This is a genomic window from Yoonia sp. KMU-150, assembly GCF_056858355.1.
The window spans coordinates 49,799-69,934 of sequence record NZ_JBXEQF010000001.1; the positions used below are offsets into that span (position 1 = coordinate 49,799).

The 20,136-nt window shown below is 64.7% G+C and carries 21 protein-coding genes; 14 read left to right on the forward strand and 7 right to left on the reverse strand.

All coding sequences use genetic code 11. From position 1 onward, the window contains the following. Positions 1-2: 2 nt before the first annotated feature. The 5 genes from AC04PH_RS00270 to mdoH all read left to right on the forward strand — a co-directional run bounded on the left by AC04PH_RS00270 (position 3) and on the right by mdoH (position 7,327). The gene (locus tag AC04PH_RS00270) at positions 3-1,184 is read left to right on the forward strand and encodes a CaiB/BaiF CoA transferase family protein (RefSeq protein WP_483063740.1); all 1,182 of its coding nucleotides are present in this window, start codon (positions 3-5) and stop codon (positions 1,182-1,184) included. A gap of 150 nt (positions 1,185-1,334) precedes the next feature. Beyond that, positions 1,335-2,702 carry a tetratricopeptide repeat protein gene (locus AC04PH_RS00275; protein ID WP_483063741.1) on the forward strand — a complete coding sequence of 456 codons (1,368 nt, stop codon included), beginning with the start codon at positions 1,335-1,337 and terminating at the stop codon, positions 2,700-2,702. 31 nt (positions 2,703-2,733) lie between these two features. Further along, positions 2,734-3,927: an OpgC family protein gene (locus AC04PH_RS00280; protein WP_483063742.1), complete on the forward strand. Its 1,194-nt coding sequence runs from the start codon at positions 2,734-2,736 to the stop codon at positions 3,925-3,927. Further along, positions 3,924-5,435: an OpgD/OpgG family glucan biosynthesis protein gene (locus tag AC04PH_RS00285; protein ID WP_483063743.1), complete on the forward strand. Its 1,512-nt coding sequence runs from the start codon at positions 3,924-3,926 to the stop codon at positions 5,433-5,435. Before AC04PH_RS00280 ends, AC04PH_RS00285 begins: the two co-directional genes overlap by 4 nt. Beyond that, the gene (gene mdoH, locus AC04PH_RS00290; protein ID WP_483063744.1) at positions 5,423-7,327 is read left to right on the forward strand and encodes a glucans biosynthesis glucosyltransferase MdoH; all 1,905 of its coding nucleotides are present in this window, start codon (positions 5,423-5,425) and stop codon (positions 7,325-7,327) included. Before AC04PH_RS00285 ends, mdoH begins: the two co-directional genes overlap by 13 nt. A gap of 34 nt (positions 7,328-7,361) precedes the next feature. On the opposite strand, the gene AC04PH_RS00295 is transcribed toward mdoH, so the two are convergent. The 7 genes from AC04PH_RS00295 to AC04PH_RS00325 are packed head-to-tail and all read right to left on the reverse strand — an operon-like array spanning position 7,362 to position 11,248. Then, a complete protein-coding gene (locus AC04PH_RS00295) occupies positions 7,362-8,186 on the reverse strand; it encodes a CE1 family esterase (protein ID WP_483063745.1) in 825 nt (274 codons plus the stop codon). After that, positions 8,179-8,646: a rhodanese-like domain-containing protein gene (locus AC04PH_RS00300; RefSeq protein ID WP_483063746.1), complete on the reverse strand. Its 468-nt coding sequence runs from the start codon at positions 8,644-8,646 to the stop codon at positions 8,179-8,181. The genes AC04PH_RS00295 and AC04PH_RS00300 overlap by 8 nt, the downstream gene beginning before the upstream one ends. Continuing rightward, positions 8,646-9,206, reverse strand: a complete 561-nt coding sequence (locus AC04PH_RS00305) for an SCO family protein (RefSeq protein WP_483063747.1) — start codon at positions 9,204-9,206, stop codon at positions 8,646-8,648. The genes AC04PH_RS00300 and AC04PH_RS00305 overlap by 1 nt, the downstream gene beginning before the upstream one ends. Further along, a complete protein-coding gene (locus AC04PH_RS00310) occupies positions 9,203-9,775 on the reverse strand; it encodes a hypothetical protein (RefSeq protein WP_483063748.1) in 573 nt (190 codons plus the stop codon). Before AC04PH_RS00310 ends, AC04PH_RS00305 begins: the two co-directional genes overlap by 4 nt. Beyond that, the gene (locus AC04PH_RS00315) at positions 9,775-10,227 is read right to left on the reverse strand and encodes a hypothetical protein (RefSeq protein WP_483063749.1); all 453 of its coding nucleotides are present in this window, start codon (positions 10,225-10,227) and stop codon (positions 9,775-9,777) included. Before AC04PH_RS00315 ends, AC04PH_RS00310 begins: the two co-directional genes overlap by 1 nt. Positions 10,228-10,286: 59 nt before the next feature. Then, a complete protein-coding gene (gene pncA / locus AC04PH_RS00320) occupies positions 10,287-10,877 on the reverse strand; it encodes a bifunctional nicotinamidase/pyrazinamidase (protein ID WP_483063750.1) in 591 nt (196 codons plus the stop codon). Continuing rightward, positions 10,874-11,248 carry a P-loop NTPase family protein gene (locus AC04PH_RS00325; protein ID WP_483063751.1) on the reverse strand — a complete coding sequence of 125 codons (375 nt, stop codon included), beginning with the start codon at positions 11,246-11,248 and terminating at the stop codon, positions 10,874-10,876. Before AC04PH_RS00325 ends, pncA begins: the two co-directional genes overlap by 4 nt. Positions 11,249-11,505: 257 nt before the next feature. Between AC04PH_RS00325 and AC04PH_RS00330 the strand changes: the two genes are divergently transcribed. The 9 genes from AC04PH_RS00330 to AC04PH_RS00370 all read left to right on the forward strand — a co-directional run bounded on the left by AC04PH_RS00330 (position 11,506) and on the right by AC04PH_RS00370 (position 20,092). Then, on the forward strand, positions 11,506-12,762 hold the full coding sequence (locus AC04PH_RS00330) for an Hsp70 family protein (protein ID WP_483063752.1): 1,257 nt from the start codon (positions 11,506-11,508) through the stop codon (positions 12,760-12,762). Between the two features lie 102 nt (positions 12,763-12,864). Beyond that, positions 12,865-13,770, forward strand: a complete 906-nt coding sequence (trhO, locus tag AC04PH_RS00335; RefSeq protein WP_483063753.1) for an oxygen-dependent tRNA uridine(34) hydroxylase TrhO — start codon at positions 12,865-12,867, stop codon at positions 13,768-13,770. Then, positions 13,771-14,808, forward strand: a complete 1,038-nt coding sequence (locus AC04PH_RS00340) for an AbrB family transcriptional regulator (RefSeq protein WP_483063754.1) — start codon at positions 13,771-13,773, stop codon at positions 14,806-14,808. An 87-nt stretch (positions 14,809-14,895) separates the two neighbouring features. Next, a complete protein-coding gene (locus tag AC04PH_RS00345) occupies positions 14,896-15,564 on the forward strand; it encodes a cupin domain-containing protein (protein WP_483063755.1) in 669 nt (222 codons plus the stop codon). An 8-nt stretch (positions 15,565-15,572) separates the two neighbouring features. Beyond that, positions 15,573-16,619: a flavin monoamine oxidase family protein gene (locus tag AC04PH_RS00350; protein WP_483063756.1), complete on the forward strand. Its 1,047-nt coding sequence runs from the start codon at positions 15,573-15,575 to the stop codon at positions 16,617-16,619. An 81-nt stretch (positions 16,620-16,700) separates the two neighbouring features. Then, a complete protein-coding gene (locus AC04PH_RS00355) occupies positions 16,701-17,585 on the forward strand; it encodes a metal ABC transporter substrate-binding protein (RefSeq protein ID WP_483063757.1) in 885 nt (294 codons plus the stop codon). Next, the gene (locus AC04PH_RS00360; protein WP_483063758.1) at positions 17,582-18,421 is read left to right on the forward strand and encodes a manganese/iron ABC transporter ATP-binding protein; all 840 of its coding nucleotides are present in this window, start codon (positions 17,582-17,584) and stop codon (positions 18,419-18,421) included. The genes AC04PH_RS00355 and AC04PH_RS00360 overlap by 4 nt, the downstream gene beginning before the upstream one ends. Next, a complete protein-coding gene (locus tag AC04PH_RS00365) occupies positions 18,414-19,265 on the forward strand; it encodes a metal ABC transporter permease (protein WP_483063759.1) in 852 nt (283 codons plus the stop codon). The genes AC04PH_RS00360 and AC04PH_RS00365 overlap by 8 nt, the downstream gene beginning before the upstream one ends. After that, positions 19,262-20,092: a metal ABC transporter permease gene (locus tag AC04PH_RS00370; RefSeq protein ID WP_483063760.1), complete on the forward strand. Its 831-nt coding sequence runs from the start codon at positions 19,262-19,264 to the stop codon at positions 20,090-20,092. Before AC04PH_RS00365 ends, AC04PH_RS00370 begins: the two co-directional genes overlap by 4 nt. The last annotated feature ends 44 nt before the right edge of the window (positions 20,093-20,136 follow it).

Consider the following 20,136-nt stretch of genomic DNA (forward strand, 5'->3'; position numbering starts at 1 on the left):
ATATGACGGGTGCACTCGACGGGCTTCGCATTCTTGACCTGACGCGCATTCTGGCGGGGCCGACGGCGACGCAGCTTCTGGGCGATCTGGGGGCCGAGGTCATCAAGATCGAGAATCCGGCGACCAACGGCGACGACACGCGCACTTGGGGGCCGCCCTTCGTGCATGACACGGATGGCAACCGCACCGATCTGTCGGCCTATTTCATGGCCGCCAACCGCAACAAGCTGTCGGTCGCGGTGGATATCACGACGGCAGAGGGGCAGGACACGATCCGCGCGCTCGCGGCGACCTGTGACATTGTGGTCGAGAATTTCAAGCCGGGCGGGCTGGCGAAGTACGGGCTGGACGCCGACACGCTGATCGCGGCGAACCCGGCGCTGATTTATGCGTCGATCTCGGGCTATGGACAGACCGGGCCGAACAGGTCCAAGCCGGGCTATGACCTGATGGCGCAGGGCTACGGCGGGATGATGTCACTGACCGGTGAACCCGACGGCGAGCCGATGAAGGTCGGCGTGGGCGTGGCGGACGTGATGTGCGGGATGTACGCCTGCGTCGGCATCCTGTCTGCCCTGCGCCACCGCGACAAGACGGGCGAAGGGCAGCACATCGATGTCGCACTCGTCGACAGCCAGATCGCCTGGCTGATCAACGAAGGCGTCAGCCACCTGACCACAGGAGAGGTGCCGAAACGGCGCGGCAACGGCCACCCCAATATCGTGCCCTATCAGGTCTTCGCCGCGAGCGATGGCCACGTGATCGTCGCCGTGGGCAACGACGGACAGTTCCGGCGGTTTTGCGACTATCTGGAGGCCCCGCATCTGGCGCAGGACGACCGCTTCGCCACCAACCCCGCCCGGCTCGACAACCGCGATGTGCTGATCGCGGCGCTGGAACCGCTGCTGGCCGCGCGCACGATGGACCACATCATCGCCGGGCTTGAGGCGGTAAAGGTGCCTGTCGGCCCCGTGCAGACCCTCGATCAAGTGTTCGCCACCGATCAGGTGGCCGCACGTGACATGATCGCCGAAATTCCGTGCGCGGCGACCGAAAATGGGGCGGTGCGGGTGATCGGCAATCCGCTGAAGATGTCGAAAACCCCTGTGACATACCGTCATGCCCCACCCCGGTTTGGGCAGGACACCGCTGACGTGCTGGGGCGGTTGCGCCCAAAACCTTGACAGCACAGGCAAATCCGCCACTGAAACATTACTGACAGGGCCGTCATTCACGGACCTGTTAAGTGGCCCGCGCCGCAAAAATCGCTATGTGGGTCACGACCGGGTGGCAAATGTAACCGATGCCGCGCCAAACCTATGAACGGAATGACGATGCAGGATATCTTTGGCCAGACAACGACCTTGACCGATCAGGGGGCGCTCGACGCCTGGAACAAATGCCAATTGGCGTTCCTGGCTCACAGTGCCGCCACGCCGGATCATCTGGGTGCAGCACTGAAAGCCGCGCCCGATTTCGCGCTGGGGCACGCGGTCAAGGGCATGTTCTATACACTGCTGGGACGGCGCGAGTTGATCGCCACGGCGCAGGAGGCACTGGCCGCGGCGCGCAAGGCTGCCGCAGCACAGCCCGTCAGCGCCCGCGAGGCGCATTTCATCGACGCGCTGGCCCATTGGGTCGCGGGCAACCCGACGCAGGCGCTGCCGCATTTCCAGGCCGTTCTGGCCGCCCACCCCGACGACGCGCTGGCGATGAAGCTCGACCACGCCACCCGCTTCGTGCTGGGTGATGGCGCCGGGATGCGCGCGACGCTGGAACAGGTGATGCCTGCTTATAGCACGGATCACGCGGGCAAAGGCTATCTGCTGGGCTGCTACGCCTTCGCGCTGGAGGAAACCGGCGACTATGCCCGCGCGCAATCCGTGGGCCGCGAGGGGATGCTGATCGCGCCGGACGATGCCTGGGGCCTGCACGCCGTGGCCCACGTGCACGACATGACCGCCGATGCCGCGGGCGGCATCAAGTGGCTGACCGGCCGCGAGGATGCGTGGGCGCATTGCAACAACTTCCGCTATCACGTCTGGTGGCACAAGGCGCTGATGCACCTCGACCTGGGGCAGACCGACGTTGTGCTGGACCTCTATGACCGCGAAATCCGCAAGGACAAGACGGACGACTACCGCGACATTTCGAACGCGACATCGCTGCTGTCGCGGCTGGAACTCGACGGTGTGAACGTCGGCGACCGGTGGGAGGAACTGGCCGACCTGTCGGCCAATCGGACAGAGGACGGCTGTCTGATCTTCGCCGATCTGCACTACATGCTGGCGCTGGTGGGCGACAACCGCGACGCGGACATCGCCACACTGATGGGCCGCCTGCACCGCGATGCGCAGACCCGCGCCACCGACATGCAGCAGGCGATGGCGCATCCGGGGCTGTCCGCCGCCGCAGGGTTGGAGGCCTTTGGCGAGGCGGAGTTCGACCGCGCGTTCATCAATCTGGCCAACGCCCGCACCAAGATGCAGGACGCGGGCGGGTCGCATGCCCAGCGCGACGTGTTCGAGCGACTGACCATCGACAGCGGTATTCGCGCCGGTTACCTGGACGAGGCAGAGGATATTCTGGCCCAGCGCACCCTGCGCCGCGACGGGCGCGAGGATGGCTATGCGGCGGCGCGGCGCGCATTGATTTCCAAGGGTCGCGCGGCCGCTTGTGCGGCGGGCATCCCCGCGCAATAAGCCAGGCAGTTTCAGCATTGGAATCACCCCCATGACGACTGCCGCCCCCGCCCCGCGCGTTCGCGATCCACGACTGGATTTCTATCGCGGCATCGCGATGTTCATCATCCTGTGCGCCCACACGCCCGGCAACTTCTTCACCAGCTGGATCCCGGCACGCTGGGGCTTTTCGGACGCGACGGAGATCTTTGTCTTCTGTTCCGGCATGGCCTCGGCCATCGCATTCGGTGGCAGTTACGACCGGCGCGGCTGGCTTTTGGGCACAGCGCGGGTGCTGTTCCGCTGCTGGCAGGTCTATTGGGCGCATATCTGCCTGTTCGTGTTCATCGCGGCGATGCTGTTTTCCTGGGACCTCTGGGGCAATTTCGAGGACAGCTACATCGGCTCGCTCAACCTTGGCCGGTTCCGCGACGATACCGGGCCGCAACTGGTGGGCCTTCTGACACTGACCTATGTGCCCAACTATTTTGACATCCTGCCGATGTATATCGCGATCCTGCTGATGATGCCGCTGGTCATGGCACTGGCGCGGGTCGACCGTGTGCTGGCCTTCGCCTTCTGCATCGGGCTGTGGTTTCTGGCGCAGGGCGGCCTGCTGGAGGCGCTGGGGATCGAGCGCATCGCGATTTCGCTCCCGGCAGAGCCGTGGTCGGAGCGCGAGTGGTTCTTCAACCCGTTCGGCTGGCAGCTGATCTTCTTTACCGGTTTCGCCTTCATGCGCGGCTGGCTGCCGCGCCCGCCCGTCAACTGGCTGCTGACCATACTGGCGCTGGTGATCGTCGTGGGTTTCATTCCGCTGTCCAATGTCGGTGCACGGGAACTGGGGTTCGGCGGTACGAACCAATGGCGCAGCGCCAACACCATGTGGATCACGAAAAGCGATTTCGGCATCCTGCGCTACGTGCATTTCCTCGGCCTCGCCTATCTTGCCTATGTGGTGGCGGGTGACGGCGGGCGGCGCTTGCTGCCCAAGGGCCGCAACGTTCTGGGCCGCGTCTGGCAGCGGATTGTCGCCCTGATCACCAAGGTCGGGCAGCAGTCGCTTGCGGTGTTCGTCTTTTCCATGGCACTCGCGCGGGTGCTTGGGTTTATCATGGATCAGGTCGGCCGCGCGACCGCGACCGTCATACTTGCAAACCTCGTTGGCTTCGCCTTGCTGATCGTGTGTGCCTACACGGCCGCATGGTTCAAGGGCCAACCCTGGAGAAAGTCGGCAACCGGATGATTTCACGACGCGCCCTTCTGGCTGGCTTTGGTGCCGGCATCGCCCTGCCCGCATTCGCCCGCACCCCGCTGATCGCGGCGCAAGAGCCGTTTTCGCCCGATATGGTGGTGGAAGAGGCGCGCGCGCTGGCGCAGTCCGACTATGTGCCGGTGCCGCTGATCCCCGAGGAATGGCGCAGCCTGACCTATGACGAATTCAGCCACATCTGGTTCGACGCCCGTAACGGCATCTGGGTGGACGAGGATCGGGCCGTCAAACTCGACCTTTTCACTGCCGGCCTTTACGTGCCGCGACCTGCGCAAATCAACATCGTCGAGGACGGAACCGCCAAGACGCTGTCCTACGATATTTCGCTGTTCGACCGGACTGACCAGTTCCCCGATCTGCCCGTCGACGACACCATGGGATATTCCGGGTTCCGCCTGCGGGCGGAGTTGAACATGCCCGAAATTTTCGAGGAATTCATGGTGTTCCAGGGCGCGTCCTATTTCCGCGCCATTGCCAACCGGCAAACCTATGGCCTGTCCGCGCGCGGGCTGGCCCTGCGCACCGGCGATCCCGGCGGCGAGGAGTTTCCCGACTTCACAAAATTCTGGGTAGAGGCGCCGGGGCCGGACGACACGACATTCGTGGTGCACGCGTTGCTCGACGGGCCGTCGACGACCGGGGCCTACCGGTTCGACATCACGCCGGGTACCACGACAGAGGTAGAGGTGACCGCCCATCTCTTCCCCCGCGTGGACCTGCTGCATGTGGGCATCGCGCCGCTCACGTCGATGTTCTTTTTCGACGAGACGAACCGCCACCGCTTTGACGATTTCCGCCCCGCCGTGCACGACAGCGAAGGGCTGCTGATCTGGAACGGCAACGGCGAACGCATCTGGCGGCCACTGGCCAACCCCACGGGTGTCGAGGTCAGCGCCTTCGGCGATACCGATCCCAAAGGCTTCGGCCTGATGCAGCGCACCCGCGACCCCGAACGCTATGCCGATCTTGAGGCGCATTACGAGGCGCGGCCATCGCTCTGGATCACCCCGCACGAAGGCTGGGGCGAAGGGGCCGTGGAACTGGTGGAAATCCCCGCTGACAAGGAAATCTATGACAATATCGTCGCCTACTGGCGACCGCGCGCGCCGCTCATGGCAGGCAGCGAACACCGGTTCAGCTATCACATGGCCTGGGGTGATACGCCCGCCGGCCTGCCCGATGTGGCGCATGTGCTGAACACCCGCATCGGCAAGGGTTTCGACCAGATAAAGACGGTCTGCGCCATCGACTTTGCCGATCATCCCGCCTTTCCCGACGATCTGGCCGAGATTCAAACCGTGATCGTTTCGAATGCAGGCGAGGTGTCGAACGGTATTTTACAGCGCAACCCCGGCACTGGCGGCCTGCGCCTGGCGTTTTCTCTCTTGCCCGGTGACGCGCAGGCGGTCGAACTGCGGGCGCAACTCTTTGCGGCGGATACGCCGCTGAGCGAGGTCTGGCTTTACAGATGGACGGCCTGAACCGATCCACCCCACGGGCCGCGATGCCCCCGAAGGCGCCGCTGGCGCGGCCGATCCAGGCGCTGGACCGGGCCTACGCCGGTGCCGCTGCCCCGGCGACCGCTGCCGCATCCCGCACGTCACTCTGGCGGCTGATCGCCTTTGTGCCGGCCGTCGCCGCCACGCTAGCCCTGATCGCGGCCTTTACCGACTGGTTCGCGATGGACGGGTTTTCCGCCTTCGAAGGGGTAGTGATCGGGTTGATCGCCTTTACATTCTTCTGGATCGCCCTGTCGGTCAGCACCGCGTTTCTGGGCGTCGCCACGCTTTACCTCGCACGGCCCAAAGTGCAGCCCTTCGCCCCGGTCACGCCGCTGGACGTGGCGCTGCTGGTCCCGGTCTATAACGAGGACCCGGTCGATGTCTTCGGCAATGCGGCCGCCATGCTGGATGCACTGCGCACGGCACCGCACCAGCATCACTACGCACTCTTTATCCTGTCCGACACGCGCGACGATGCCATCGCCGCGCGCGAACGCCGCGCGTTTCAGGCCCTGCGCGCCGATCTGCCCGGCGGTGCCGATGTCTATTACCGCCGCCGCGACGACAATGTGGACCGCAAGGTCGGCAATCTGGCCGATTGGGTCGAACACTGGGGCGGCGCGTACGACGCGATGCTGGTCCTCGACGCCGACAGCCTGATGAGCGGACAAGCGATCATTGCCCTGACCGATGCGCTGGCGCAGGATCCGGCTGCCGGGCTGATCCAGTCCTTTCCCACGCTTTTCGGTGCGCAATCCATCTTTGGCCGGGTGCAACAGTTTTCCAACCGTATCTATGGTGCCGCGCTGGCCGAGGGGCTGGCGAAATGGACCGACCGCGAGGGCAACTACTGGGGCCACAACGCCATCATCCGCGCCAATGCCTTCGCCGCCTGCGCAGGCCTGCCACGAATGAAATCGCGGCGCGGGCCGGGGCGGCTGATCCTGTCCCATGATTTTGTCGAGGCCGGTTTGCTGCGGCGTGCTGGCTGGTCGGTGCGGTTTTTGCCGCGCGTCGGCGGATCCTATGAGGAAGTGCCGCAAACCCTGATCGACTACGTGCTGCGCGACAGGCGCTGGTGTCAGGGCAACTTGCAACACCTTGGCCTGCTGGGATCGCGCGGGTTTCACGCGGTGTCGCGCTTTCACCTGATTTCGGGCGCGATGGGCTACCTCATGTCGCCCGCCTGGTTTGCGCTTCTGCTAGTCTGGGCGTTGATCGGCAACGGGCAGGACACCAACGCCCTGCGCTACTTCTCGGGCTTCGATCCGCAGGTCAGCTGGCCGGAAATGACGACCGGCAATGCGCTTGCCATTCTGGCGTTCATGTACGCGATGCTGCTCGCCCCCAAAATCGTCGGGGCCATCGCCGCCCGCCGCGCGGGTATCCGCATGGCCGATGTCGGTGGCGTCGGGCAGTTTCTTGCCTCGCTGCTGATCGAGATTTTGCTGTCCATCGCCTATGCGCCGATCCTGATGGTGCAGCAATCCATCGCCGTGATCCGCGCGCTGGTCGGCTTCAACGAAAGCTGGACACCGCAACAGCGGCGCGGCGGGCGTTATGGCCTGTTCACCATGCTGAAATTCCACGCCGTCGAAACGCTGATCGGCATACTTCTGTGTGCCGGTATGGTGCAGGGGCTGGTGACGCTCTGGCTCTTGCCCATCGCGGCGAGCCTGACACTGGCGGTGCCACTATCGGCGCTCAGCGGCGTGAACCTTGGCACGCGAGGTCGTTGGGCGCGACAGATGGGCACGCCGGAACACCTCAACACCCCGCCGATCATCCGCGCGGCGATGGCAGAGCGGGCGCGGTTCGCCAGTCTCCTTGCCACGCCGGAGACGGCTGCGGAGACGATTGCCGCTGAATGACCAAGGGTAGGGCACCACGGCCACCGGCCGGTGCCTACTCCAGTCCTTCGAACCAATCCAGCGTATAGGCTGACCAGCCGCGCGGGATGCCGTGCCCGCCGGGATGCAAAACGAATTCCAGCGCCGTGCCGTCGTCGCATTCTTCCCACGTACGCACCCAGAATTCGCCCTCCGTGTCGAACGTATCCGCGCGCAAGCCGTCGCAGCCGTTCGCCGCGCGCCAGATGCCCATCGCGTGCCAGACGTCGCCCTGATAGATCGTCCCACCGCCTAAGGGACGCCCCTCCAGCGGCACGGTCCTGTCCTTCCAGCCGTGGGTGTGCAGCAGACGCACCGGCCCCGTGCAGCCTTCGGGATGCGGCCGCCAGAAACTGCCGCCGACAGGCGCATAGGCGGCAAAGGCCGCAGGATCGTCGCAGGCGATGTAGCTCGCCATCGATCCGCCGATGGAAAATCCGGCGAGGATGATACTTTCCCGGTCGATGCCGAAGCGCGCGGCGGCATCGTCGGCCACGGCGGTCAAGAACGCCATCTCGTCGCGCTGTTGCGGGCGGTCGGGGTGGAACGACCAGCCGGGGCCGAAATTGCTGTTCTCGCGCTGCAACCCGTTGGGACCGATCACCGCATAGCCGCGGGCGTTGATCGTGTCCGCCATGCCGCCCGCCCGCGTCGATCCGGCCCCGGACCCGCCCGCGCCGTGCAGGAACATGATCGCTGGTGTGGCGGTGTTCCCTGCGTCCGGCAGGGCGATGTGATAGCTGCCTAGCGTGATCTCGCAGGGGTCAGGATCAGGCCCGCATCCGGCTTGCGCCGTCGAGGCCATGCAGGCAAGGGCCGCCGCCAGCGCCAGCTTATTCATCGCGCACCACCGGCAACCCGGCGTCGATCCAGCCCGGCCCGGCGGATGATCCCAGCATCCCCTCCGGCACGTCGATGATATTGGTGAAACCGGCCTGTTGCAGGCGGTTGGATTCACGCGCCGACCGGACGCCGCGCGCGCAGATCAGCGCGATAGGCGCAGAGCGGTCGCCGTCGACAAGTGCTGCAATCGCATCGGGAAAGTCGTCGCGGCGCAGGTCGACACGGTGCGCCCCCTCGCCCGATCCGGTGCGCGCCCATTCGTCAGGGCGGCGGATGTCAATAAGCGTGATCTCACCGGCCAGCGCCTTGTCGTGCGCCTCCTGCACGCTCAGCGTGCCGCCCGGAAAATCCTCGGTGATCGCGGCGTAGAACAGGTTTTGCCCGTCGGCGGCGACAAAGCCCGCAGCTCCCAGCACGACCACCCCCACGCCCATCACCATGCGCCGCCGCGTCACCATCAGCCGACGGGCAGGTAATTGGCGATGATCGTCACGATCTCTTCGTCCGACAGCACCGGCGGGATGATCGTGAGCACCTCGCCTGCACCGTCCAGCAGATAGAGGAAACTGCCGTGCGCATAGACCGGGCCATATTCCGGGTCATCGAAAAGATGCTCCTTCTCGATCTGGAAGGCATCATAGGCCACCTGCAATTCCGCGTCCGTTCCCGTCAGGCCGATGAAATCCGGGTGATACTGTTCCAGCGCCGGGCCGATGCTGGCGACCGTATCCGTCTGCCCGTCCACCGTGATCATCAGTGGCGTGACATGGCGGCCCGTGGCGGCCAGATCGTCAGCCACATCCGCCATCTGCGGCAGGACCGACGAACAGATTTGCAGGCAGTTCGCATAGCCGAAGAACAACAATTGCGCGCCGCCGTCGGGGCTGATTTGCGTCCGCGTCGCCCCACTTTGATCGGTCAGGGCGAAATCCCCGCCGACCGCTTGCAGGAAAGCGGGCACCGTGTCGGCCAGTGCAGGAGCGGCCAGCAGACAGGCAAGAGCCGCGGCGCGGATCAAGGCCAGACCTCTGCCTTGATCTCTTCGTCCACCTCCAGCCCCAGGCCGAAATACCCTTCCTCGGCAATCTCGGCCAGAACTCGCGGATCGCGGCGGAACCAGGGGCCGGGCCCTTCGGCCTCCGGATGCTCCTCGGCCCAGTTCTTCGTCCAGCTATTGGCCGTGGTCCACTCCTCCGTCCCGGCGGCGCGGATCTTCTGCACCAGGTAGATGTTGAACGCGCCAAGGTCCTCGTCATAAAGTTCCAGCCCGTCCACATCGACCAGTTGCCCGCAATAGGGCAGCAACTCGTCCGCGGCCCCGGTGAACGCGGGCTGGCTATTCTTGTTGGGGAAGACCAGCACCTCGTCCACCGTGCGCAGCAGACCCAGCTGGCGCGCGCCGTCGCCGCAGTTGTCGGGGCAATCGCCGGTCAACTCGCACAGGATATCCACCACCGTCGCCTCGAAGGTTGCGGGGTATTCGGCGTAGAGATTCCAGCTGCGGGCCTCCGACCCGGTTTCGAAATCATGCTCCTGTGCCACGGCGGGGGTGGCCAGCAGGGCGGCGATCAGTGTCAGACTTTTCATCAGCGGTCCCCCTCAGGCACGGCGAACGGCGGGATCGGGCCGTAGTCCGCCGCATTGTTATTGGTGATGTCCATGTCGCTGACGACGCTTTCCACGATCAGGTAATTCAGCCCGTCACGCTGATACAGCATCCCGTCCGCCTCGATCGTGTGCGAGGCCAGCTTCAGCTGCGTGTCACCGCCTGCGCTGTTTGCATCGCCCTCGATCTTGAGCACCATGTAGACGGTGCCGTCCTCTGCCAGCAGCCCGACCGGAATACCGCCCGCCGAACACCACAGCGCGCAGGTGTGATGCGCGGAGCCGACGACCGCATCCGGCCCGCCCATGACGCCCGAGAAATAACACCAGGTGTCGATGATCTCGCCGGTGACCTGTATCCGCTCGCCTTCCGTGGCGTGGGCCGGTGCGGCCAGTGCCGTCACGGCCATTGCGATTGCTGCGCTGTGTTTCATCGTGGTTCCCCTGCGTAAGTCTGCTCCACTATAGGCCGCCACGCGGGTCACCGCGCAAGTCACGATAGGGTGACGCCCGCCTTTTGCATCGCCGTCAGCGCCGCATCGAGCGACCCGTCCATGTCGATCCCGCGGCACAATTCCTGCTGCACGGTCACGTCATAGCCAAGCTGGGCGGCGTCCAGTGCGGAGTAGTTCACGCAGAAATCCGTCGCCAGACCCACCATCGTCAGCGTCTTGATCCCACGCTCCTGCAGGTAGCCATGCAGACCCGTGGGCGTCTCGTGGTCGTTCTCGAAAAACGCGGAATAGCTGTCGATGGCGGGGTTGTACCCTTTGCGGATGATCAGATCGGCGGCGTCGGTGTTCAGATCGCCGTGAAACCGCGCGCCGTCGCTGCCCTGCACGCAGTGATCGGGCCAAAGCACCTGCGGGCCGTAGGGCATCTCCGTCATCGACATCGGCGCGGCATCATGTGTGGACGCGAAGGATGAATGCCCCGCCGGGTGCCAGTCCTGCGTCAGGATTACGGCCTCGAAGCTCCCCATGAGGGCGTTGATCCCCGGCACGATCCTGTCGCCGCCCTCCACCGCCAGCGCCCCGCCGGGGCAGAAATCGTTTTGCACGTCGATCACGATGAGGGCTTTCATGGGCTGTCCTTTGCGGCTTGCGTTGCCTGAAACTTGCGCATCTCCGCCCGGTTGCGCAAGTGCCGCACGTCAAGATGCGGGTGGTCGGCTATCAGTTGCAGCAGGCGCTGCCGCGACGTCTGCCGCGTGTCCCATATCCATTTCCAGAATTTCAGCGTTTCGCGGTCAAAGGTTTCCACACATCCCGGCGCATTATCCGGACGTCGCACCCCGTAATTGCGGATAAACCGCCGGATCACGCGGAACAGGCGCAGACCCACCGGCAGGTCGAGCCAGATCAGCGTATCGGCGCGGCGCGCGCGATTGTCGTAGGTGGTGCTGAACCCGCCCTCGAAAATCCACGCCTCGCCCGCCTCGACGGCGTTCGCCATGGCCGTCCGTTCAGCGCGGGGCCGCATCACCCAACCCGGCAAATGGTGAATATGATCCATGTGATGCACCGGTAGCCCGGTCCGGTCGCCCAGCCAGCGGGCTAGCGTGCTTTTGCCCGAACCGGGGCCGCCTGTGATCATCACACGTTGCATCTGCGGCGGATAGCAGCGCCCGGTCCGATCTGAAAGCCGGTTTCGGCTTGGCAAACGGCCCTGCTTGCCCTATCCCGCCGCCTCTTTCTTGCAGGAACCGGCCCATGACACCGCAGACGCTCGGCATTGATTTCGGCACCTCCAACACCGCCGCCGGGCTGGTGGCGGGTGGCAGACCGCATCTGATCGCGGTGGAGCCGGGGCAGACGACGTTGCCCACATCCGTTTTCTTCGACACCCAGCGCAAGATCACCAGCTACGGCACCACCGCCAACGCCGCCCTGATCGAGGGGCGCGAGGGGCGGTTCATGCGGGCGCTGAAATCGGTGCTGGGCACACCGCTGATGCGCGAAAAGCGGCAGATCGCCTATGAAACGCTGACGCTGATCGAGGTCGTCGCGAAATTCCTGCGCACCGTGCGCGAACGGGCCGAGGCGGAAACCGGGCTGACCTTCCGCCACGCGATGTCGGGCCGTCCGGTACATTTTCATTCCACCGATCACGCCCGCGACGGCCAGGCGCTGATTGACCTGACAGAGGCCTATGGCATCGCCGGTTTCGACAACGTCGATTTCTTGTACGAGCCGGAGGCAGCGGCGCTGGCGGCGGGGCCGCTGGACCCCGGCACACTGGGCCTGATCGTGGACATCGGCGGCGGAACGTCTGACTTCTCTGTCTTCGCGCGTGACGGCGATGCCACCCGGATCGTCGCAAGCCACGGCGTACGCGTGGGCGGCACCGATTTCGATAAATCCATCTCGCTCGCCCATGTCATGCCGCTGCTGGGGCGCGGGGCCGAGATCCGCAACGACATCGGGCCGGGCACCTATACCGCGCCCAATGCGATCTTCAACGATCTGGCAAGCTGGGAGAAGATTCCGTTTCTTTACAGCGGCGACACGAAACGCACGGCGGCGGTCTTTGCGAAAATGGGTGTGAACCCGGTGCCGTTCAAACGGCTGCACGATGTGCTCGATCTCGAACTGGGGCACGATCTCGCCTTTGCCGTGGAGCAGGGCAAGATCGCGATCAACCGGCCCGATGCCACGGAGGCCGGGATCGACCTGCGTGTGCTGGAAAACGGGTTGTGGGCGCAGTTGACCGCAGCGGCCCTGCGCGATGCGCTGTCAGACCATGCTGCAAAAATCAGCGCCTGCGCGGAGGAGACCCTGCGCATGGCGGACGTGCCAGCCGACAGGATCGGCACGGTGGTTTTTGTCGGTGGGTCCAGCCTGATCCATGTCGTGCGCGACGCGATGGTCACGCTTTTTCCGCAGGCGGTCCTGCAACAGGCCGAAGCGTTTACTGCCGTCGCCGACGGTCTGGCGATTGCGGCGGAGCGGGCCGATTTGAACCGGTAACCTTTTGTTAAAAATTTGAAAATCTTCCCCATGGGGAAGGTCGTCGGACGTTCCCCCACCCCCCTCTTGCCGTCACGGACGGGCAAGCGTAATTGATGCGGCATGTATACCGTCGCTGCACTTTACCACTTCACCCGCTTTGAAGACCCCGCAGCCCTGCGTGGCCCGCTGCTGACCCTCTGCCAGTTCCATGGCATCAGCGGCACACTCCTACTCGCGAGAGAGGGGGTGAACGGCACTATCGCCGGTGACCGCGCAGGCATCGACGCGGTGCTGGCGCATCTGCGCGCCCTGCCCGGTTGTGCCGGTCTCGAACACAAGGAAAGCACCGCCAGCACGCAGCCCTTCAACCGGATGAAGGTCCGGCTGAAGAAAGAGATCGTGACGATGGGCCAACCGGATGTGGACCCGCTGGCAGGCACCGGCCACTACGTCGCGCCCGCCGACTGGAACGCGCTGATCCAAAGCCCCGACGTCGCCGTGATCGACACCCGCAACGACTACGAGGTCGCCATCGGCACTTTCGACGGCGCCATCGACCCGCAGACCAAAAGTTTCGGCGAATTTCCCGCTTGGTGGGAGGCTAACAAGGATCAGTTCGCGGGCAAGAAGATCGCCATGTTCTGCACCGGCGGCATCCGCTGCGAGAAATCCACCAATTACCTGATCGGTCAGGGGGTAAAGGACGTCTATCACCTCAAGGGCGGTATCCTGAAATACCTCGAAGAGGTGCCGGAAGAGCAAAGCACATGGGACGGCGAGTGCTTCGTCTTTGACGCGCGGGTAAGTGTCGGCCACGGGCTGGCGGAAGGGCCACATCTTCTTTGCTACGCCTGCCGCCGCCCGATCCGGCCGGAGGATCGCGGCCATCCCGCATACGTCGAGGGCGTTTCGTGCCATCACTGCGTGGACGAGACGACGGAGGCCGACAAGGCCCGGTTCCGCGAGCGGCAGAAGCAGCTGGCTCTCGCCCGCGCGCGTGGCGAAACCCACATGGGCAGCCTGTAGGTGACCGGCGACCGGGGCCTTTTCGCGCTGACGCTGGCCCTGTCCATCAGCCTGATCTGCGGCACGGCGGGGTATGTCGCGGGGCTGCCGCTGCCTTGGATGCTGGGGCCGATGATCGGCAATACGGCCGCCGCGATGCTGGGCCTGCCGATCCGCGGGCCAGACCGGTTACGCCCGCTGGTGATGCCGGTGATTGGTGTGATGCTGGGTTCGACCGTGACGGTCGCGATGTTCGCCCATTGGCAAAGCTGGGTCGTAACACTGATCGCGCTGCCGCTGTTTCTGCTTTGCGCAGCAGGTTTGTCCTATACGGTCTATCGGCGGCTGGGCGGCTATGACCCGGTGACGGCTTTCTTTTCCGCGATGCCCGGCGGTCTGAACGAGATGCTGATGCTCGGGGCCGAAGCGGGCGGCGACGAAAGGCACATCGCGCTGGCGCACGCCGCGCGGGTGCTGATGGTGATCACCTTCGTCGCGATCTTTTTCGGCTATTTTCTTGGCGTCAGCAGCGGCGGCACGAACAATTGGACGGCGCTGGGCGATATCGGCTGGCAGGACTACGCGATCCTTTCCGCTTGTGCCGTCGCCGGTGTCTATCTGGGCCGCTTCCTGCGCCTGCCCGCTGGCCCGGTCTTCGGTCCGATGATCCTGAGCGGGATCACCCACCTGCTGGGCTGGGTCACCGTGCCGCCGCCGACACTGTTCATCATCTTGGCACAGATCGTGATCGGCACCGTGATCGGCGCGCGGTTTGTCGGCACGCAGCCACGGGACATCCTGCGTGACCTGATGCTTGCCGCCTGTGCCACGCTGCTGATGCTGATCGTGGCGCTGATCTTTGCGCTGTTGATCGCCTGGGCCAGCGGGTTCGACCTGAGCCAGTCCTATCTCGCGTTCGCACCGGGCGGGCTGACGGAAATGTCGCTGCTGGCGCTCGCGCTGGATCAGGACGTGGCCTATGTGTCGGTGATCCATCTGATCCGCATCACGATGGTCATCGCCATCGCGCCATGGGTCTTTCGCATAACCCGGCGCTGAGCCGGTCCCGCAACCGTGATGATGCACCGGTTGCGCCGTCACATGCCCGCGCGCAGGGTGCAGCGGATACCATGACGGGAGACGACGATGGAGATTAACGCAGATTTCGCGCAGCGGGTTCTGGTGCACGCCGGGACTGCACCCTGGCAACCCTCGCCGATGCCGGGCGTCGACCGTCGCATGCTTGATCGGATCGGCGCAGAGGTCGCCCGCGCGACCAGTATCGTGCGCTATGCGCCCGGTTCCGCGTTTTCCGCACATACCCACAGCGGGGGTGAGGAGTTCATCGTGCTCAGCGGTGTTTTTCAGGATGAACACGGCGACTATCCCGCAGGCACCTATGCCAGAAATCCACCCACGACACAGCACACCCCGCGATCCGCAGTGGGGTGCGTGATCTTCGTCAAGCTGTGGCAGTTCGACCCCGAAGACCGGACACAGTTCAGCATGGACATGGACGGCGCGCTTGGCCCCGTGTCGGACGGTATCGCCACCGCAACGCTGCACAGCGACGCGCGCGAGACCGTGACCTATCACGTGGTGGACCCTGGTGCCGTGCTCAGGATCGACGGGGTCGGCGGGGCCGAAATGCTGGTGCTGGCGGGCACCCTGACCGAGAACGGCGAAACGCTGACCCGTGACGCGTGGTTGCGGGTTCCGGATGGCGATACGATTGCGGCCACAGCGGGTGACGGTGGCGCAAAGGTCTGGGTCAAGAGCGGGCACTTGCCCTTTGCCCGACCGCCTGCGGTCTGAGCGCAGCGATGATACAGCGAACGGACGTCCTGATCGTCGGCGGCGGGCTGACCGGGCTGGCGCTGGCCGACCGGCTGACACGGGCCGGTCGTGACTGGCATCTGGTCGAGGCGCGCCACCGGCTTGGCGGGCGGATCGACGTATTGCGCGACGGCGGTGCGGGTTTTGATCTGGGTCCGTCGTGGTTCTGGCCGGGGCAGCCCATGATGGCGGCCATGGTGGCCCGTCTTGGTCTGCGGGTCTTTGAGCAATATGCCACCGGCGCTGTCAGCTTCGAGGATGCACAGGGCCGGGTGCAGCGGGACACAGGGTTTGCGTCGATGGCGGGGGCGCTCAGGATCGACGGCGGCATGATGGCCATGGTCGACGCGTTGGCAGGCGGATTGGCCACGGATCGCGTGACGGTCAGTGCAGCGGTCACCGCTGTCGCGCCCGGCCACGTGACATTGCGCGACGGCAGGCGGATCGCGGCACGGCATATCGTGCTTGCCCTGCCCCCGCGCATTGCAGCAGGTCTGGACTTTGCGCCCGCGTTGACGACTGCGCAGCGACAGGCGCTTAAGGCGGTGCCGACGTGGATGGCGGGGCAGGCCAAGTTCATCGCGACCTATGACCGGCCGTTCTGGCGCGATGCCGGGTTGTCGGGCGACGCGATGAGCCGCCACGGCCCGCTGGTCGAAATACACGACGCATCGTCGCCCGATGGTCCCGCTGCGCTGTTCGGTTTTGTCGGTGTTCCCGCCGCTCAGAGGGCTGCCCAGAATACGGCAATGGTTGCCGCCTGCCTTGCGCAACTGGCGCGCCTGTTCGGCGCGGTCGCCGCAAAGCCCCGCACCACCCGGCTGGCTGATTGGGCGACGATGCCGGAAACCGCGACGCTGCGCGACCAACATCCACCCGCCGGGCACCCGGCTTATGGTATGCCGCAAGACCTGGCGGATATCTGGGATGGCGCGCTTTATTTCTCGGGCACGGAAACCGCATCGCACAGCGGCGGGTTTCTGGAAGGCGCGCTTGTCGCCGCAGCCGAAACGGCCCGCCGTCTGGACCATTGATCGCAGAGCGTTAGGTATGCGGGGAGTTGACAGTTGCGACTGGTTCGCATTTACATCTGGCGACTTGAATGGAGACCCAACATGCGCCGCCTGATTGCCCTCGTCCTCATCCTTGCCGCAGCACCCGCGCTGGCGCAGGAGCGGCTGACCGTGGTGACCACCTTTACCGTTCTGGCCGATATGGCCCAGAACGTCGCGGGCGATGCCGCCGATGTGGTGTCCGTCACGAAACCCGGGGCCGAAATCCACGGCTACGCGCCGACGCCGCAGGACATCGTGCGCGCCAGCCGCGCCGATCTGATCCTGTGGAACGGGTTGAACCTGGAGCTGTGGTTCGAACAGTTTCTTGCCAATCTGGGCGACGTGCCCTCGGCCACGCTGAGCGACGGAATCGACCCGATCTCGATTGCCGAAGGTGCCTATGAGGGCAAGGCGAACCCGCACGCCTGGATGGGGGCCGATGCCGCGATGATCTATGTCGACAACATCCGCGACGCGCTGTCCGAACACGACCCGGACAATGCCGCGATCTATGCCGCGAATGCAGAGGCCTATAAGGCAGAGATCAGCGCCGTGCTTGACCCACTGCGCGAGCAGATCATGTCCATCCCCGAAGACGACCGCTGGCTTGTGACCTGCGAGGGCGCGTTCAGTTACCTTGCGCGGGATCTGGGCATGAAGGAGCTTTACCTCTGGCCGATGAACGCCGACCAGACCGGCACGCCGCAGCAGGTGCGCGCCGTGATCGACGGCGTGCGCGAGAACGACATTCCAGTCGTGTTCTGTGAGAGCACGGTGAACACCGCCCCTGCCGAACAGGTCGCGCGCGAGACGGGCGCTGCTTATGGCGGTGTTCTGTATGTCGACAGCCTCAGCACGGCGGACGGCCCGGTGCCGACCTATCTGGACCTGCTGCGCGTGACGACGGAAACGGTGGCCGCCGGGCTGACCGGGGCCGCTGAATGACCGATACCGGAATTACGGCCCGCGATGTGACCGTAACCTATCGCAACGGCCACACGGCGCTGCGTAACGCGACGTTCGACGTGCCGCGCGGCACGGTGACGGCGCTGGTGGGTGTGAACGGGGCGGGGAAGTCCACGCTGTTCAAGGCCATCATGGGCTTCGTGCCCGCTGCGAAGGGAGAGATCACGCTGCTGGGCCGGTCAGTCCGGCAGGCGTTGAAAGAGAACCTTGTCGCCTACGTCCCGCAGTCCGAAGAGGTCGATTGGGCGTTTCCGGTGCTGGTCGAGGATGTGGTGATGATGGGGCGTTACGGCCACATGGGTTTCCTGCGCCGCCCGTCCGCCGCCGACCGCGCGGCGGTATCAGAGGCGTTGGGCCGAGTGAACATGCAAGCCTATCGGCATCGCCAGATCGGGGAATTGTCCGGTGGGCAGCGCAAGCGTGTGTTTTTGGCCCGCGCGCTGGCGCAGGACGGGCAGGTCATTCTGCTGGACGAGCCGTTCACCGGGGTGGACGTGAAGACCGAAGATCAGATCGTAGACCTGCTGCGCGCGTTGCGCGATGAGGGGCGGGTAATGCTGGTGTCCACCCACAACCTCGGCTCAGTCACCGAATTCTGCGATCACACGGTATTGGTAAAAGGCACCGTGACTGCCTTCGGCAAGACCGAGGATGTGTTCACCCGCGAGAACCTCGAAGCGGCCTTCGGCGGGGTGCTGCGGCACTTCACGCTGGGCGGCGACGATCTGCACGATGACGATGATACCCGCGAGGTGAACATCATCACCGACGACGAGCGGCCCTTTGTCATCTACGGGGACCGCAGCGATGATTGAGACGCTCTGGCTGCCCTTCACCTATGGCTATATGACGAACGCGATGTGGGTTTCTGCGCTTGTGGGCGGCGTTTGCGCTTTTTTGTCCGCTTATTTGATGTTGAAGGGATGGTCGCTGATCGGTGACGCGCTGTCCCACGCCGTCGTTCCCGGTGTCGCGGGTGCATATATGCTGGGCTTGCCGTTTGCGTTGGGTGCCTTCCTGTCAGGTGGGCTGGCTGCGGGCGCGATGCTGTTCCTGACCGGGCGGTCGGGGTTGAAAACGGACGTTATCATCGGGATCATCTTCACGTCATTCTTCGGGCTTGGCCTGTTCATGGTGTCGCTGAACCCGATTGCCGTCAGCGTGCAAACGATCACGATGGGCAACATCCTTGCGATCACTCCGGAAGATACGCTGCAATTGGCGATCATCGGCATCGTGTCGTTGGGGGTGCTGACTTTGAAGTGGAAAGACCTGATGGTCGTGTTCTTTGACGAGGATCACGCGCGCGCCATCGGATTGCGGCCCGACGCGCTGAAGGCGGTGTTCTTCATTCTGCTGTCAGCCAGCGTGGTCGCGGCGATGCAGACGGTCGGCGCGTTTCTGGTGATCGCCATGGTCGTGACACCGGGGGCCACGGCCTATCTACTGTGCGACCGGTTTCCGCGGCTGATCCTGCTGTCGGTGGCCATCGGCACGGTGACGAGTTTCGTGGGTGCCTACGCCAGCTTTTTCCTGAACGGTGCGACGGGCGGCGTGATCGTGACATTGCAGACGGCGATCTTCCTGCTGGCCTTTGTCTTTGCGCCCGTGCACGGGATCCGCGCCACGCGGCGCAAGGCGGCGGAGGCGCTGGCATGATGGACTGGCTGCTGCCGTTTCAGTTTCCCTTCATGCAGAACGCGTTTCTGATCGCGCTGCTGGTCGGGCCGCCGACTGCGCTGCTATCGTGCTTTCTGGTGCTGAAAGGCTGGGCGCTGATGGGCGACGCGGTGAGCCACGCGATCCTGCCCGGTGTCGTGCTGGCCTATATCGCGGGTATTCCGCTGCTGATCGGGGCGTTCTGCGCGGGCATGACCTGTGCACTGCTGACAGGGTATCTGGCAACCAACAGCCGGGTGAAAGAGGATACGGTGATGGGTGTCGTGTTCTCGGGCATGTTCGCCATCGGGATCATCCTGTTCACGGCCTTCCCGAGCGACATGCACCTCGATCATATCCTGTTCGGCAACATGCTGGGCGTGGGCACGGGCGATCTGTGGACGGCGGGCGTGATCGGGCTGGGGGCCTCGGCGGTGCTGGTGCTGAAGTGGAAGGACCTGCTGCTACACGCCTTCGACCCCGCACAGGCACAAGCATCGGGGTTGCGCACGTCCTGGCTGCACTACGGGTTGCTGACGATCCTCTCGCTGACCATCGTAGCGACGCTGTCGTCGGTGGGGCTGATCCTTGCCGTGGCGCTGCTGGTGACGCCGGGGGCGGTGGCGTTCCTGCTGGTGCGCAGTTTCGGTTGGATGCTGGTGGTGTCGGTGTTCATCTGCACCGGGTCGATGCTGCTGGGGGCCTACATCAGCTTTTTCATCGACGCGGCCCCGGCCCCGACCATCGTGCTGGTGCTGACGGCTTTGTTTATCATGGCCTTCGTGCGACGGACCATGCAGACGCGCGCGGCGTCGCGGACTGTTTAACGACAGAGGGCCGCGCCCGAGCCTGGGAGGAAGCGAATGCGCCC

Bases quoted from the DNA above. Each gene is read 5' to 3' on its own strand.
- AC04PH_RS00285 (WP_483063743.1), top strand. From the start codon at position 3,924: ATGATTTCACGACGCGCCCTTCTGGCTGGCTTTGGTGCCGGCATCGCC.
- AC04PH_RS00365 (WP_483063759.1), top strand. From the start codon at position 18,414: ATGATTGAGACGCTCTGGCTGCCCTTCACCTATGGCTATATGACGAAC.
- AC04PH_RS00310 (WP_483063748.1), bottom strand. From the start codon at position 9,775: ATGAAAAGTCTGACACTGATCGCCGCCCTGCTGGCCACCCCCGCCGTG.
- AC04PH_RS00345 (WP_483063755.1), top strand. From the start codon at position 14,896: ATGGAGATTAACGCAGATTTCGCGCAGCGGGTTCTGGTGCACGCCGGG.
- mdoH (WP_483063744.1), top strand. From the start codon at position 5,423: ATGGACGGCCTGAACCGATCCACCCCACGGGCCGCGATGCCCCCGAAG.
- AC04PH_RS00325 (WP_483063751.1), bottom strand. From the start codon at position 11,248: ATGGCGAACGCCGTCGAGGCGGGCGAGGCGTGGATTTTCGAGGGCGGG.
- AC04PH_RS00300 (WP_483063746.1), bottom strand. From the start codon at position 8,646: ATGGTGACGCGGCGGCGCATGGTGATGGGCGTGGGGGTGGTCGTGCTG.
- AC04PH_RS00315 (WP_483063749.1), bottom strand. From the start codon at position 10,227: ATGAAACACAGCGCAGCAATCGCAATGGCCGTGACGGCACTGGCCGCA.
- AC04PH_RS00370 (WP_483063760.1), top strand. From the start codon at position 19,262: ATGATGGACTGGCTGCTGCCGTTTCAGTTTCCCTTCATGCAGAACGCG.
- AC04PH_RS00355 (WP_483063757.1), top strand. From the start codon at position 16,701: ATGCGCCGCCTGATTGCCCTCGTCCTCATCCTTGCCGCAGCACCCGCG.
- AC04PH_RS00330 (WP_483063752.1), top strand. From the start codon at position 11,506: ATGACACCGCAGACGCTCGGCATTGATTTCGGCACCTCCAACACCGCC.
- pncA (WP_483063750.1), bottom strand. From the start codon at position 10,877: ATGAAAGCCCTCATCGTGATCGACGTGCAAAACGATTTCTGCCCCGGC.
- AC04PH_RS00280 (WP_483063742.1), top strand. From the start codon at position 2,734: ATGACGACTGCCGCCCCCGCCCCGCGCGTTCGCGATCCACGACTGGAT.
- AC04PH_RS00275 (WP_483063741.1), top strand. From the start codon at position 1,335: ATGCAGGATATCTTTGGCCAGACAACGACCTTGACCGATCAGGGGGCG.
- AC04PH_RS00350 (WP_483063756.1), top strand. From the start codon at position 15,573: ATGATACAGCGAACGGACGTCCTGATCGTCGGCGGCGGGCTGACCGGG.
- AC04PH_RS00295 (WP_483063745.1), bottom strand. From the start codon at position 8,186: ATGAATAAGCTGGCGCTGGCGGCGGCCCTTGCCTGCATGGCCTCGACG.
- trhO (WP_483063753.1), top strand. From the start codon at position 12,865: ATGTATACCGTCGCTGCACTTTACCACTTCACCCGCTTTGAAGACCCC.
- AC04PH_RS00270 (WP_483063740.1), top strand. From the start codon at position 3: ATGACGGGTGCACTCGACGGGCTTCGCATTCTTGACCTGACGCGCATT.
- AC04PH_RS00360 (WP_483063758.1), top strand. From the start codon at position 17,582: ATGACCGATACCGGAATTACGGCCCGCGATGTGACCGTAACCTATCGC.